The sequence below is a fragment of the Bacillus sp. z14 (2026) genome (assembly GCF_058313575.1).
Map to the genome: position 1 here is coordinate 631,401 of NZ_JBZFQK010000003.1, position 14,462 is coordinate 645,862.

Below are 14,462 nucleotides of genomic sequence, written 5' to 3' on the forward strand. Positions count from 1 at the left end.
TTTTACCTCCTTATTTCCCAAGACAAAACTGCGAAAACAACTGATTGATTAAACTCTCATGGACACTTTCTCCAATAACTTCCCCTAATAGTTCCCATGACTTTGTTAAATCGATTTGAACCAGATCAATTGGTACACCGGCATTAATGCCATCCAGTGCATCATCAATTGCCTGTTTTGCTTTATTCAAAAGGGCTATATGACGTGAATTAGATACATATGTCGCATCGCCGGAATTTAAATTTCCCTCAAAGAAAAGTCCAGAAATAGCTTCCTCTAAGTCATCTACACCTTTATCCTCTTTTAGCGATGTTAAAATAATCGAATAGTTCTTTGCAACAGCTTTAACTTTATCAATTTCAAGCTTTCCAGGAAGATCTGTTTTGTTAATAAGCACAATGACATCCATCCCATTGACAGCTTCAAACAAACGTTGGTCTTCTTCTGTAAATTCTTCTGCATGATTTAGCACAAGAAGTATTAAATCTGCTTTCTTTAATACCTCTCTGGAACGTTCCACTCCGATACGCTCTACTATATCTTCTGTTTCACGTATTCCGGCAGTATCCACCAAACGAAGCGGTACTCCCCTTACATTAACATATTCTTCAATGACATCCCTTGTGGTTCCTGGAATATCTGTAACAATTGCTTTATTTTCCTGTACCAAACTATTTAATAAGGAAGACTTTCCTACGTTAGGTCTGCCGACAATTACGGTTGAAATACCTTCTCTTAAAATTTTCCCCTGATGACTGGTTTGTAGTAATTTTTCAATTTCCCCACTGACATATTCACAGCGTTCCTTAAATAAGTGGTGAGTCATTTCCTCCACATCATCATATTCAGGGTAATCTATATTAACCTCCACCTGAGCTAGTGTTTCAAGGATATCCTGGCGCAATTTCTTTATCAATCTTGACAGTTTACCTTCAACTTGCCCTAAAGCTACATTCATCGCTTTATCTGTCTTCGCTCTGATTAAATCCATTACAGCTTCCGCTTGAGACAAATCAATTCTTCCATTTAAAAACGCCCGTTTTGTAAACTCTCCAGGCTCGGCTAAAGTAGCTCCCTGTCTTAAGATAAGCTGAAGTACTCTATTCACGGAAACTAAACCGCCATGGCAATTAATTTCGACGATATCTTCACGAGTAAATGTATTTGGAGCTTTTAAAACGGTCACCATTACTTCTTCTATAATGGTATTCGTTTTAGGATCTATGATATTTCCATAGTGTATCGTATGACTTGGCACATCAGTCAATCTCTTCCCTTTAGGGCTCCGATAAACAGAGTCTGCGATACTTATTGCCTCATCTCCGCTTATACGAACAATTCCGATTGCTCCCTCTCCCATCGGAGTTGATATCGCAGCAATTGTATCAAAATCCATGACCTATACTCCTTTCATAACAAAATTAAAAATCTATAATAATCGACACATACCATTTGTACCCGCCGCTCTTATCCACAACCACTAAAATGCAGTACGTATAATTTTAACTTATCCACATGTGAATAACAAGAATCTAAGCACAATCTTCCTTTTAGATATAAATTATTCAGCTAAATTGTGAACTCTGTTCTTATATTTTTTTCACCTTATATCTACTTTGCCCTAATACACTCGTTTAGATATCAGAAAGTCCAGTTCTTTTAATTATTAAAAGCCGATAAATTCAATCAATTATAACTGGAAGCATTCAAAAAAAAATCTCCGAAATCATTCGGAGATTTTGTTCACGCTATTTATTTGGCGAAATCACGATATGACGATGTGGTTCAGTACCAGCAGAGTACGTTTTGACTTTTTTATTATTCATCAGCGCCGTATGAATCACTTTTCTTTCAAATGATGGCATGGGCTCCAATGAAACTTCTTTTTTTGTATAGATAGCTTTATTAGCCATTTTTTCCGAAAGATTAACTAAAGCTTCATTTCTTCGGCTCCGGTAATCCTCTGCATCGAGCATGATCGTTAGATATTGGGTAGAGTTCTTATTTACTACAAGCTGAGTCAGGTATTGAAGGGAATTTAATGTTTGTCCCCTTTTTCCAATCAGCATGGCTATTTTCTCACCAGATAACTCAAATGTAACAACTTTGCCTTCTTGCTTATGATGAACATGTACCTCTGCACCCATTTTTTCTGCTACATTCTCGATGAATTGTTTTGCTTCTGCTAACGGATCATGCTTTACAGTCACCTTCACGATAGCCGGTCTTGAGCCAAACAGGCCTAAAAAACCTTTTTTCCCTTCATCTACAACTTGGATTTCAGTCTTTTCCTTCGTTGTATTTAATTCCTTAAGAGCAGATTCAACAGCTTCATTAACTGTTTGGGCTGTAGCGGTTACTTGTTTCACTTTTTCTTACCTCCGGCTTTTACATTTGATTTATCGGCTTTTGCTTGCTTTAAATCAGGCCCTTTAATGAAGTAAGTTTGGGCAATCGAGAAAATATTACCAACAACCCAGTATAAAGATAGTGCTGCCGGGAAGTTAATTGCGAACACAATAATCATAATCGGCATAATATATAGCATCATTTGCATAGTTGGATTATCATCCTGTCCAACCATGGATATTTTTTGTTGAATAAAGGTTGTTGCACCTGCAATTAGCGGAAGGATAAAGTATGGATCCTTGTCGCCTAAATCAAACCATAGGAAACTATGATTAGCAATTTCAGTTGTTCTCATAATTGCGTGATAGAACGCAATCAAAATCGGCATTTGAACAAAAATCGGCAAACATCCTGCCAATGGGTTTACCCCATGTTTTTGGAACAAAGCCATTGTTTCCTGCTGCAGTTTTTGTTGAGTTTCAGCATCCTTAGAGCTGTATTTCTCTTTCAATCTATTCATTTCCGGTTGAATAGCCTGCATCGCTTTTGTACTTTTAATTTGTTTAATCATCAATGGTAAAATCAATAATCTAACCAAAATTGTGACCAGAATAATCGATATTCCATATTTATTACCTAATAACTCAGCCATTTTGATTATCAGCCAGGAAAGCGGATAAACAAAGTATTGATTCCAGATACCAGTACTTTCTGAATCTATTGGTTGATTGACTTCACTACATCCTGATAGAACAGCAATGAGAAAAACAACCGAACCAAAGAGAAGCATATGTTTCTTCTTCAAGCCTTATTTCCTCCTAACTACTTAAGAGGCATTAATACCTCTTATATGCCAATGAATGTATTTTAACATCTTTTAGATGTCTACGCCTAAATGTTTTAGGCTTTTTTATAACAGAAAACCTACACTACATTTTTCTCAAGACGCCAGCACGCTTTAATACATGGATTAGACTCGCTTTCGATTCATGGAAGTCCATTTCTGAGGTCGGTTTTCTTGCAACAATGATGTAATCATTCCCCTTCATGATTCGATCATCAAGCTCTAAAAAGGATTGCCTTACATAACGTTTAACACGGTTCCGTGTCACTGCATTGCCAATTTTCTTACTCACTGAAAGACCCAGACGAAAGTTTGTCTGTTCCTTCTTTAATACGTAAATAACAAATTGCCTGTTCGCAAAAGATTTACCTTTTTTAAATACTTCCTGGAAATCCTGATTCTTTTTAATCCTGCGCTCTTTGTTCATATATCCACCTGCACCTAACACATACGTTCAACTTTTAAATGGGTTTCGATTTATTTCTAATCCCATTATATTTCCATTGTACATCATTAACAAATTTACGCATTATTAAAACGCCAATCTGTATATAACTTTGATCTATTTCTCATCTTAATCATTAAAAAACGCTATAAGCTTAAAAAAAGACCACTGAAATGGTCAGTGGTCTAGGCAGATAATACTTTTCTTCCTTTACGACGACGAGCTGCAAGAACACGACGTCCGTTTTTTGTGCTCATGCGGGCACGGAACCCATGAACTTTGCTGTGTTTACGTTTATTTGGTTGGTACGTTCTTTTCATATTAGTACACCTCCCTGAGGATTACAGTTAAAGACAGTCTTTACAATTATATAGATGGTGATACGTAATTGTCAACTTATACTTTCAAACATTAAAAACTACCTTCTGATTTACAAATAAATAAATTTATATGGATCGCTTAAATTTCATTTTTAAAATTTACCTTGTTCTCTATGGATAGGTTGTGGATAATTAAATTATCACTATTTAACAATCCACACCCCTTTTCGACAGGTTTTGCACAAACCCACTTCTTGTGGAAAACTTTCATCCCCATTCACTGAGTCTTGTGGATAAATAACAAAAAACGTTGCAACTCAAGCAAATTTTTGATATCATATTTTTTGTTTTCATTCTTAATAACTTATCCACATAAATAATTATCCACAGATTGTTAATAAGCTGTGGATAGGATTTTACACAGGAGCGTATAACTTTGTCCACAGGAAGTGGATATTGTCGAAAACCTATATTCCCCATAATGTTCCTTATACATTGTTTTTTATATTTATACATTTCCTATTTATATTGTTTTAATTCAAGTTTATTGTGGTTTGGCTGTCTTTGAAGGAGGATTGACGAGTGAAAAATATAGATGAGCTATGGAAGCACTCATTATCAATATTAGAAAAGAAAATAAGCAAGCCAAGCTTTGAAACCTGGCTGAAGTCTACAAAAGCTTATTCTTTAAAAAAGGATACACTCACAGTAATTGCGCCAAACGAGTTTGCCCGAGATTGGCTAGAGGAACGTTACTCAGATGTAATAGGTGAGGTTTTATACGAAACTACAGGCGAACAATTGGAAGTTAAATTCATTATTCCTCACAACCAAAGGGAAGAAGAATATGATTTACCAGCACCGGCCAAAAGGGTTAGAAAATCAGATGACGATCAGCATGAGATACCTCAAACCTTATTAATACCAAAGTATACTTTTGATACTTTCGTTATTGGTTCCGGCAACCGTTTTGCCCATGCAGCATCCTTGGCTGTAGCGGAAGCTCCGGCTAAAGCCTATAATCCTCTATTTATTTATGGGGGAGTTGGACTTGGTAAAACACATTTAATGCATGCTATCGGCCATTATGTATTGGAGCACAACCCATCAGCTAAAGTGGTTTATTTGTCATCCGAGAAATTTACAAATGAATTTATTAATTCAATCCGAGATAACCGTGCTGAAGATTTCCGTAATAAATACCGGAATGTCGATGTACTGCTAATTGATGATATTCAATTTTTAGCTGGAAAAGAATCGACTCAGGAGGAATTTTTCCATACGTTTAATGCACTCCACGAGGAAAGTAAGCAAATCGTTATCTCAAGTGATCGTCCTCCGAAAGAGATTCCGACTCTTGAAGATCGGTTGCGGTCTCGTTTTGAATGGGGTCTGATTACTGATATTACACCACCAGATCTCGAAACAAGGATTGCGATCCTGCGGAAGAAAGCAAAAGCTGAACGACTGGATATTTCGAATGAAGTTATGATTTATATAGCCAACCAAATCGATTCCAACATTCGTGAGCTCGAAGGAGCCCTAATAAGAGTGGTAGCCTATTCTTCCTTAATAAATAAGGATATTAACGCAGACTTAGCTGCCGAAGCTCTAAAGGATATCATTCCGAATTCGAAACCAAAAATTATCGCTATATCGGATATTCAGAGGACAGTTGGAGAATACTTTAATGTAAAATTAGATGATTTTAAAGCTAAAAAACGGACAAAATCAGTTGCCTTCCCTAGGCAGATTGCTATGTATTTGTCCAGAGAGCTTACGGACTCTTCATTGCCCAAAATAGGTGAAGAATTTGGAGGACGTGACCATACAACCGTTATACATGCACATGAAAAAATATCTAAGCTTTTACAAATCGATTCTCAGCTACAGGATCATATTAAGGAAATTACTTTAAAACTTAACAATCACTGATCAACGAAGCAGTTACTAACTGTTGATAATCAATTAAGTTGCTATCAAGATTACTCACAGTCTGTCCACATGTGGATAGACTGTTTTTCGGTCAAATAGTTGAGTTATCCACATTTCCACAGGCCCTACTATTACTTCTTCTTTTATTTTTATAAATAAATTAATAAATATGTATCTAAAATCAATCATCATACTGGGAGGATTACTTATGAAAATTACGATTCAGCGCGACCGTCTGGTCCAAAGCGTTACTGATGTTCTTAAAGCGGTATCAACCCGTACAACGATACCAATTCTTACTGGAATAAAAATTAAAGCAAATGAAGAAGGGGTCACTTTAACAGGAAGTGATTCTGATATCTCTATTGAATCATTCATTCCAGCAGAAGAAGAAGGCAATGAACTAGTTGAAATTAAAGAGTCTGGATCAATCGTTTTACCTGCTCGTTTCTTTGCTGAAATCGTAAAAAAACTTCCAGAGAGCACAGTTGATTTGGAAGTATATGCACATCTGCAAACAATTATTCGTTCAGGAAAAGCTGAATATAAACTAAACGGACTAAATGCTGAAGATTATCCACAGCTTCCTCAAATGGAAGAACAGCATATGTATTCTATGCCAATCGATTTATTAAAAAATATTATCCGTCAAACTATTTTCGCAGTGTCCACCTCAGAAACACGCCCTGTGTTGACAGGTGTAAACTGGCGCATAGAAGATGGGCAATTAATCTGTATTGCAACAGATAGCCATCGTTTGGCTATGAGAAAAACGGTGATTAATGGGAATGGAGATAGCTACAGTGTAGTCGTCCCTGGAAAGAGCTTAAGTGAATTAAGTAAAATCCTCGATGACACGGATGAAGAAATAAAAATTATATTTACAGAAAATCAGGTACTGTTTAAATCAAAAAATTTATTATTCTTCTCCAGATTATTAGAGGGTAATTATCCAGACACTTCTCGATTAATACCGAATGAAAGCAAAACAGATGTTAGAATAAATACAAAGGAACTTCTTCATGCCATTGATCGTGCTTCTTTATTAGCGAGAGAAAGCAGAAATAATGTTGTTAAGCTTTCTACAATGGGAAATTCCTATATTGAAATTTCCTCTCATACACCAGAGGTTGGTACAGTAACTGAGGAAATTGTTACTCAAACGATTGAGGGAGAGGAATTAAAAATATCCTTTAGTGCGAAATATATGATGGATGCCCTAAAAGCCTTGAATGTAACAGAAGTGACTATTAATTTTACTGGAGCGATGAGACCATTTGTTCTTAAAGGTGTAGATGACGATAGTATGCTGCAGTTAATACTGCCTGTTAGAACATATTGATTTAAAAATTTTTGAGAACCTGTTTTTGGATATGCATCGAAACAGGTTCTTTTTGTGCAAAACCAAATTTTTTAGTAAAATAAACTTTTAGAGACTTTTACAGGTGGGATTATTATGATGGAATCAATACGTATTCAAACCGAGTATATTACCCTCGGGCAATTTTTAAAATTAGCGAGTATTATCGACTCTGGCGGGAACGCAAAATGGTTTCTTTCAGAATATGAGGTATACGTGAATGGTGAACTGGATGTTCGCAGAGGCAGAAAGCTCCGGGTTGGAGACCGTATTGAAATCCCGGATGTCGGTTCCTATATTATTACGGATTAAAGTAAAGGATCTAAAGATATGTATCTTGAAAAGATTAGTCTTCAACATTATAGAAACTATGAAAGTCTGACCGCCGAATTTGAAAATAAGGTGAATGTTATACTGGGCGAAAATGCTCAAGGAAAAACAAATGTGATGGAAGCTATGTATGTACTGGCCATGGCTAAATCTCACCGCACCTCCAATGATAAAGATCTTATTCGATGGGACCAGGAATATGCTAAAATAGAGGGAAGAGTACTGAAAAACAGAGGACCTCTTCCTATGGAATTGATTATTTCCAAAAAAGGCAAAAAAGCTAAAAGTAATCATTTGGAGCAAAAGCGTTTGAGCCAGTATATCGGCAATATGAATGTGATTATGTTTGCTCCGGAGGACTTAAACCTGGTGAAGGGCAGCCCTTTAATCAGAAGACGCTTTATAGATATGGAAATAGGACAAGTATCGCCTGTTTATTTACATGATATAAACCAATACCAAAAGATTCTCAATCAACGTAATGCGTTTTTGAGGCAAGCACAGCTGAGCAAAAGAGCTGACGATGCTATGCTTGCGGTTCTAAATGACCAATTCATTCATTATGCTGCAAGAATTCTTTTAAAGAGGTTTGAGTTCCTTGAATTGCTTAAGAATTGGGCAAAACCTATCCATAAAGGCATTTCTAGAGGTCTAGAAACGCTGGATATTCAATATAAACCATCCATAGAGGTATCAGAATCTATGGACTTGTCGAAAATAGTAGAAAGATTTCAGGAAAAATTTGATAAAATAAGTACTAGAGAAAAAGAACGAGGCACAACATTAATTGGTCCACATAGAGATGACCTGCAATTCTTCGTCAATGGTCATGATGTGCAAACGTTTGGGTCGCAAGGCCAGCAAAGAACAACAGCCTTATCTTTAAAATTAGCTGAAATTGAGCTGATTCATTCAGAAATCAATGAATATCCAATTCTTTTGCTTGATGATGTTCTATCTGAATTGGATGATTACAGACAATCGCATTTGTTGAATACCATTCAAGGTAAGGTACAAACCTTTGTAACGACTACAAGTGTAGACGGAATCGATCATCAAACATTGAGAGAAGCTGCAACCTTTCAAGTGAAAAGCGGAACAATGTCCAGATTGAAATGAGGTGGTTAAGATGTATCTTCATGTCGGAAATGATACTGTAATTAAGACTAGTGAACTAGTTACGGCACTTGATGCCAAAATGCTAACAGATTCACCTGTATTACAGAGATTTTTAGATGAAAATAAAGTTATTGATCTGGCTGAAGGTAATACAAAATCAATTGTGGTTACAGTTCATCACATCTATCTCTCACCAATTGGACTAACTGCTTTGAAAAGAAAATCAGCAAAGATGTCTACGTTGTAACACAATCGATAAGATACGAAATAAATGCATGAAAAGTGTAGGTGAAATGGTTTGACAATGGAGCAAAAAGAAATACAAAAAGAATCCTATGATGAAAACCAGATACAAATACTTGAAGGGCTAGAGGCAGTACGTAAAAGGCCTGGTATGTATATTGGTTCCACAAGTTCCAGAGGGCTTCACCATTTAGTCTGGGAAATTGTTGATAACAGTATTGATGAAGCACTGGCAGGATATTGTGATGAAATCAATGTATTCATCAATAAAGACAATAGTATTACGGTTAAGGATAATGGTCGTGGTATTCCTGTTGGTATACACGAAAAAGTAGGCCGTCCTGCAGTAGAAGTCATTATGACAACTTTACATGCCGGTGGTAAATTTGGCGGTGGAGGCTACAAAGTCTCCGGCGGTCTTCATGGTGTGGGTGCTTCAGTTGTTAATGCCCTGTCTACTGAATTGTCTGTCCAAGTAGAACGTGAAGGGAAAATTCATCTTCAACGTTTTGAAAGAGGTACACCAAAAGGCGAGCTTGAGATTTTAGGCGAATCCGATCGTACTGGTACAACTATTACATTTAAACCTGATGGTGAAATTTTTACGGAAACTCTTATATATGAATATGAGATTTTGGCGGTAAGGTTAAGGGAATTAGCCTTCTTAAACCGTGGTATTAAAATCACGATTAAGGATGAACGTGAAGATGGTAAAGAAAATGAATATTACTATGAAGGCGGCATTAAATCCTATGTAGAACATCTAAATCGTACGAGAGAGGTACTTCACGAAGAACCAATCTATGTCGAGGGTGCTAAAGATGGGATTTCTGTTGAGGTTGCTTTGCAATACAATGATAGTTTTACAAGTAATATTTATTCATTTGCCAATAATATCCACACCTATGAAGGTGGAGCACACGAATCTGGATTTAAAACAGCCTTAACTCGTGTAATAAATGATTATGCAAGGAAATACGGCATTTTCAAGGAAAATGACCAAAATTTAACCGGTGAAGATGTTCGCGAAGGCCTAACTGCGATTGTATCGATCAAACACCCTGATCCGCAGTTCGAAGGACAAACGAAAACTAAACTTGGTAACTCTGAGGCAAGAACGATTACTGACTCCATTTTCTCTGAAAAAATGGAGAAATTCATGCTTGAAAATCCTAGTGTCGCAAGAAAAATTATCGATAAAGGATTAATGGCTGCCAGAGCGAGAGCAGCAGCCAAAAAGGCTAGAGAGCTAACAAGAAGAAAGAGTGCATTGGAGATTTCCAACTTACCAGGGAAATTGGCTGACTGTTCTTCAAAAGATCCATCCATTAGCGAAATTTACATTGTTGAGGGTGATTCTGCTGGCGGATCGGCAAAATCTGGCCGTGATCGACACTTCCAGGCCATTTTGCCTTTACGCGGTAAAATACTAAACGTGGAAAAAGCGCGTCTGGATAGAATTCTTGGCAATCAAGAGATCAGAATGATTGTAACAGCTCTGGGAACTGGTATTGGTGAGGATTTTGATATTACGAAGGCACGATATCATAAAGTTGTCATCATGACTGATGCCGATGTCGACGGTGCCCATATCAGAACCTTATTGTTGACGTTCTTCTATCGTTATATGCGACCGATTATTGAAAATGGTTATATCTATATTGCTCAGCCACCGTTATACAAAATACAGCAAGGCAAGCGTATAATGTATGCTTATAATGATCGAGAGCTGGAAAGTATTATGAGTGAGCTCCCTAGCCAGCCAAAACCTGGTCTACAGCGTTATAAAGGTTTGGGTGAAATGAATGCAACACAGTTATGGGATACAACGATGGATCCGGAGCACAGAACATTGTTGCAGGTTAGTCTAGAAGATGCAATCGATGCAGATGAAACCTTTGAAATGCTTATGGGCGACAAAGTCGAACCGCGTCGGAATTTCATTGAAGAAAATGCGTTACAAGTTAAGAATCTAGATATATAAATTCGATTGATTTTTAAGTATGACTTCAATGGGATTGTTATTGAATTGGGGAATAGCGATCCATACATCTTTTCTGCAGGATAGACAACATCTATCCTGTCTTTTTACATGTATAACTGGATTTTGCGGATAAGAGGAGGTAATTCCATGGCGGAAATGGAAAACTCGAGGGTTAAAGAAATAAATATAAGTCAGGAAATGCGAACATCATTCTTGGATTATGCTATGAGTGTTATCGTAGCCAGAGCACTTCCGGATGTTCGTGATGGGTTGAAGCCTGTGCATAGGCGTGTATTGTACGCTATGAATGATTTAGGTATGACGTCGGATAAAGCATTTAAGAAATCGGCACGTATCGTTGGTGAAGTTATCGGTAAATACCATCCTCATGGTGATACGGCAGTCTACGACACGATGGTCCGTATGGCTCAGGATTTCAACCTTAGATATATGCTGGTTGAGGGGCATGGTAACTTTGGATCTGTTGATGGTGATTCAGCTGCGGCAATGCGTTATACAGAAGCCCGTATGTCAAAAATATCAATGGAGTTAGTTAGAGACTTAAACAAGGATACAATCGATTACCGAGACAACTACGATGGTTCAGAAAAGGAACCAGTGGTACTTCCATCACGTTTTCCTAACCTGCTTGTAAATGGTTCTTCTGGAATTGCGGTTGGTATGGCTACGAATATTCCTCCACATCAGTTAGGAGAGGTCATTGATGGTGTGCTTGCTTTAAGTAAAGACCCTGAGATCTCCATACAGGAATTGATGGAAATTATTCCGGGTCCGGACTTTCCAACTGCAGGTCAAATTTTAGGAAGAAGCGGTATTCGTAAAGCTTATGAAACTGGCCGTGGTTCCATCACGTTAAGGGCAAGATCGTTTATTGAAGAGAAACAAAACGGTAAACAGGTCATTATTGTAACGGAACTTCCATACCAAGTGAACAAAGCCAAACTGGTTGAACGTATTGCAGACTTGGTACGTGACAAGAAAATTGAAGGTATTACAGATTTACGGGATGAGTCAGACCGTAATGGTATGCGTATCGTAATTGAATTAAGAAGAGACACGAATGCAAACGTACTTTTAAATAATTTATATAAGCATACAGCAATGCAAACAACCTTTGGCATCAACATGCTCTCTCTTGTTGATGACCAGCCGAAGGTTCTGAATCTGAAACAAATGCTTTATTACTATTTGGAACATCAGAAGGTAATTATTCGCAGAAGAACGCAATTTGAACTTCGTAAAGCAGAAGCAAGAGCGCATATTTTAGAAGGACTACGAATTGCACTTGATCATATTGATGAAATTATAGCCTTAATCCGTGGCTCTCAAACTACTGATATTGCCAGAGAAGGATTAATGACTAAATTCGAATTGACTGAAAAGCAAGCTCAGGCGATCTTGGATATGCGTCTGCAAAGGTTAACAGGCTTAGAACGAGATAAAATCGAAAACGAATATAAAGAGCTTATGACATTGATTGGCGAGTTAAGAGCCATTCTTGCTGATGAAGAAAAGTTGCTTGACTTAATTCGTGAAGAGTTAACTGAAATTAAAGAACGGTTTAATGACGAAAGAAGAACAGAAATTGTCTTGGCCGGTCTGGAACATATTGAGGATGAAGACTTAATCCCTCAAGAGAATATCGTTATCTCTTTAACGAATAAAGGGTATATCAAGCGACTGCCAGCATCCACATACAGAAGTCAGCGTCGTGGAGGACGAGGTATTCAGGGAATGGGTACCAATGAAGATGACTTTGTTGAGCATCTGCTAACAACTTCAACGCATGATACAATTCTCTTCTTTACTAATAAAGGGAAAGTATATCGTTCGAAGGGGTATGAAATACCTGAATATGGACGGACAGCTAAAGGTCTGCCAATTATAAACTTACTTGAAATTGAAAAAGATGAGTGGATTAATGCAATTATCCCAGTTGAAGAATTTGTGGACGATTGGTTCTTATTCTTTACTACTAAACAAGGGATTTCTAAACGTTCCCCATTATCTTCTTTTGCCAATATTAGAAATAACGGATTGATTGCAGTTGGTTTGCGTGATAACGATGAATTGATTTCCGTTAAACTAACAGATGGCACCCGGAACATCATCATTGGAACAAAAGATGGTCAATTGATCCGATTCCCAGAAACTGATGTGCGTTCAATGGGACGTACAGCAACGGGTGTGAAAGGAATCACTTTAAGCGAGAATGATGAAGTAGTAGGTATGGATATACTCGAAGAAAATGATGATATATTAATCGTTACTCGCAATGGGTATGGAAAACGTACCGGAGAAGAAGAATATAGAATTCAAAGTCGTGGCGGTAAAGGAATTAAAACCTGCAATATAACCGATAAAACTGGTTCATTAGTATCTGTAAAAACTGTTACAGGTGAAGAAGATTTAATGGTTATTACTGCTGCGGGTGTTATTATTCGTATGGATGTTGGACAGATCTCCCGTTTAGGAAGAAATACAATGGGTGTTAAATTGATCAGACTTGAATCAGGTGATGATCAATATGTGTCTACAGTAGCTAAGGTACAAAAAGAAGAAGACTCTCCTGAGGATGACGAGCAGGAAGAAACAGTAGAACAAACAGAAATACAATCAGAAGAACAAACAGAACAAGGCACGGATGTTGAACCACTGGATTCACCTGAAGAAGAATAATAGGAGATAATACATTTGGTATATACAAAATAGCTTTTACTAACAACACCTCTTTTTAAAAGAGGTGTTGTTTTTATAAATGATTGTTTAAAGAAATTGGTTTGAGGTCGTATCATATTATGCTGTTTATATGGAGTTGATACATGCTAATAACAGCATTCATCTGTAGATTGGAGATGATAAGAGAGGCAGAGTTAAAACCTTTAAGCTAATACGATTAGTTGATTATATTTGTTTTATAGTTTTTTATAAAAAAGTGTTGCATTCCTGCCTGGGAATTGATATACTGATTTAGCTGACCGGGAAACACCGGGATGCACAAACATTAAATAAAAAAAGTTGTTGACAAAAGGTTGCTAACTTGATATGATAGTTAAGTCGCCAAAACGACAACAAAACAGATTGTTCTTTGAAAACTAAACAAAACGAAACGCCAAGCAAGTCTAAAAACAAGAGATTTTTAAAATCTCGTCAATTTGCTTTAAAATTTAGCTAGATCAAACATCTTTCGGAGAGTTTGATCCTGGCTCAGGACGAACGCTGGCGGCGTGCCTAATACATGCAAGTCGAGCGAATCTGAGGGAGCTTGCTCCCAACGATTAGCGGCGGACGGGTGAGTAACACGTGGGCAACCTGCCCCTAAGATTGGGATAACTCCGGGAAACCGGTGCTAATACCGAATAGTTTCCAACACCTCATGGTGTTGGAAGGAAAGTTGGCTTCGGCTAACACTTAGGGATGGGCCCGCGGCGCATTAGCTAGTTGGTGAGGTAACGGCTCACCAAGGCAACGATGCGTAGCCGACCTGAGAGGGTGATCGGCCACACTGGGAC

12 protein-coding genes and 1 rRNA gene are annotated in these 14,462 nt (G+C 37.5%); 8 read left to right on the forward strand and 5 right to left on the reverse strand.

Going from position 1 to position 14,462, the window contains the following annotated elements; all coding sequences use genetic code 11:
• Window positions 1–10: 10 nt before the first annotated feature.
• From mnmE to rpmH, 5 genes are all read right to left on the reverse strand, one after another.
• Window positions 11–1,396 carry a tRNA uridine-5-carboxymethylaminomethyl(34) synthesis GTPase MnmE gene (gene mnmE / locus AC4G3O_RS13980; RefSeq protein ID WP_066109720.1) on the reverse strand — a complete coding sequence of 462 codons (1,386 nt, stop codon included), beginning with the start codon at window positions 1,394–1,396 and terminating at the stop codon, window positions 11–13.
• A 352-nt stretch (window positions 1,397–1,748) separates the two neighbouring features.
• The gene (jag, locus tag AC4G3O_RS13985; RefSeq protein ID WP_066109723.1) at window positions 1,749–2,369 is read right to left on the reverse strand and encodes an RNA-binding cell elongation regulator Jag/EloR; all 621 of its coding nucleotides are present in this window, start codon (window positions 2,367–2,369) and stop codon (window positions 1,749–1,751) included.
• Window positions 2,366–3,139: a YidC family membrane integrase SpoIIIJ gene (gene spoIIIJ, locus AC4G3O_RS13990; RefSeq protein WP_066109790.1), complete on the reverse strand. Its 774-nt coding sequence runs from the start codon at window positions 3,137–3,139 to the stop codon at window positions 2,366–2,368. Before spoIIIJ ends, jag begins: the two co-directional genes overlap by 4 nt.
• 139 nt (window positions 3,140–3,278) lie before the next feature.
• Window positions 3,279–3,620, reverse strand: a complete 342-nt coding sequence (gene rnpA, locus AC4G3O_RS13995; RefSeq protein WP_066109724.1) for a ribonuclease P protein component — start codon at window positions 3,618–3,620, stop codon at window positions 3,279–3,281.
• 203 nt (window positions 3,621–3,823) lie between these two features.
• Window positions 3,824–3,958: a 50S ribosomal protein L34 gene (rpmH, locus tag AC4G3O_RS14000; RefSeq protein WP_066109727.1), complete on the reverse strand. Its 135-nt coding sequence runs from the start codon at window positions 3,956–3,958 to the stop codon at window positions 3,824–3,826.
• Between the two features lie 582 nt (window positions 3,959–4,540).
• Between rpmH and dnaA the strand changes: the two genes are divergently transcribed.
• The 8 genes from dnaA to AC4G3O_RS14040 all read left to right on the forward strand — a co-directional run.
• Window positions 4,541–5,893, forward strand: a complete 1,353-nt coding sequence (dnaA, locus tag AC4G3O_RS14005; RefSeq protein ID WP_066109730.1) for a chromosomal replication initiator protein DnaA — start codon at window positions 4,541–4,543, stop codon at window positions 5,891–5,893.
• Window positions 5,894–6,101: 208 nt separating this feature from the next.
• The gene (gene dnaN / locus AC4G3O_RS14010; protein ID WP_066109733.1) at window positions 6,102–7,235 is read left to right on the forward strand and encodes a DNA polymerase III subunit beta; all 1,134 of its coding nucleotides are present in this window, start codon (window positions 6,102–6,104) and stop codon (window positions 7,233–7,235) included.
• Window positions 7,236–7,349: 114 nt separating this feature from the next.
• Complete coding sequence (gene yaaA / locus AC4G3O_RS14015; protein ID WP_066109738.1) at window positions 7,350–7,565, forward strand: S4 domain-containing protein YaaA; 216 nt, start codon at window positions 7,350–7,352, stop codon at window positions 7,563–7,565.
• Window positions 7,566–7,583: 18 nt separating this feature from the next.
• Window positions 7,584–8,702, forward strand: coding sequence for a DNA replication/repair protein RecF (gene recF / locus AC4G3O_RS14020; protein WP_066109741.1), 1,119 nt, complete (start codon window positions 7,584–7,586; stop codon window positions 8,700–8,702).
• Window positions 8,703–8,712: 10 nt separating this feature from the next.
• A complete protein-coding gene (gene remB / locus AC4G3O_RS14025; RefSeq protein ID WP_066109744.1) occupies window positions 8,713–8,949 on the forward strand; it encodes an extracellular matrix regulator RemB in 237 nt (78 codons plus the stop codon).
• Window positions 8,950–9,006: 57 nt separating this feature from the next.
• A complete protein-coding gene (gene gyrB, locus AC4G3O_RS14030) occupies window positions 9,007–10,929 on the forward strand; it encodes a DNA topoisomerase (ATP-hydrolyzing) subunit B (protein WP_066109747.1) in 1,923 nt (640 codons plus the stop codon).
• 147 nt (window positions 10,930–11,076) lie between these two features.
• Entirely contained in the window at window positions 11,077–13,629 is a 2,553-nt protein-coding gene (gene gyrA / locus AC4G3O_RS14035; protein WP_066109750.1) for a DNA gyrase subunit A, read from the forward strand.
• Between the two features lie 505 nt (window positions 13,630–14,134).
• Window positions 14,135–14,462 (forward strand): 16S ribosomal RNA (locus AC4G3O_RS14040); the annotation flags it as partial.

What these genes read in the sequence shown, in the direction of transcription:
- mnmE (WP_066109720.1), bottom strand. Translation starts at nt 1,396, where the DNA reads ATGGATTTTGATACAATTGCTGCGATATCAACTCCGATGGGAGAGGGA.
- gyrA (WP_066109750.1), top strand. Translation starts at nt 11,077, where the DNA reads ATGGCGGAAATGGAAAACTCGAGGGTTAAAGAAATAAATATAAGTCAG.
- yaaA (WP_066109738.1), top strand. Translation starts at nt 7,350, where the DNA reads ATGATGGAATCAATACGTATTCAAACCGAGTATATTACCCTCGGGCAA.
- rnpA (WP_066109724.1), bottom strand. Translation starts at nt 3,620, where the DNA reads ATGAACAAAGAGCGCAGGATTAAAAAGAATCAGGATTTCCAGGAAGTA.
- remB (WP_066109744.1), top strand. Translation starts at nt 8,713, where the DNA reads ATGTATCTTCATGTCGGAAATGATACTGTAATTAAGACTAGTGAACTA.
- gyrB (WP_066109747.1), top strand. Translation starts at nt 9,007, where the DNA reads ATGGAGCAAAAAGAAATACAAAAAGAATCCTATGATGAAAACCAGATA.
- spoIIIJ (WP_066109790.1), bottom strand. Translation starts at nt 3,139, where the DNA reads ATGCTTCTCTTTGGTTCGGTTGTTTTTCTCATTGCTGTTCTATCAGGA.
- recF (WP_066109741.1), top strand. Translation starts at nt 7,584, where the DNA reads ATGTATCTTGAAAAGATTAGTCTTCAACATTATAGAAACTATGAAAGT.
- dnaN (WP_066109733.1), top strand. Translation starts at nt 6,102, where the DNA reads ATGAAAATTACGATTCAGCGCGACCGTCTGGTCCAAAGCGTTACTGAT.
- rpmH (WP_066109727.1), bottom strand. Translation starts at nt 3,958, where the DNA reads ATGAAAAGAACGTACCAACCAAATAAACGTAAACACAGCAAAGTTCAT.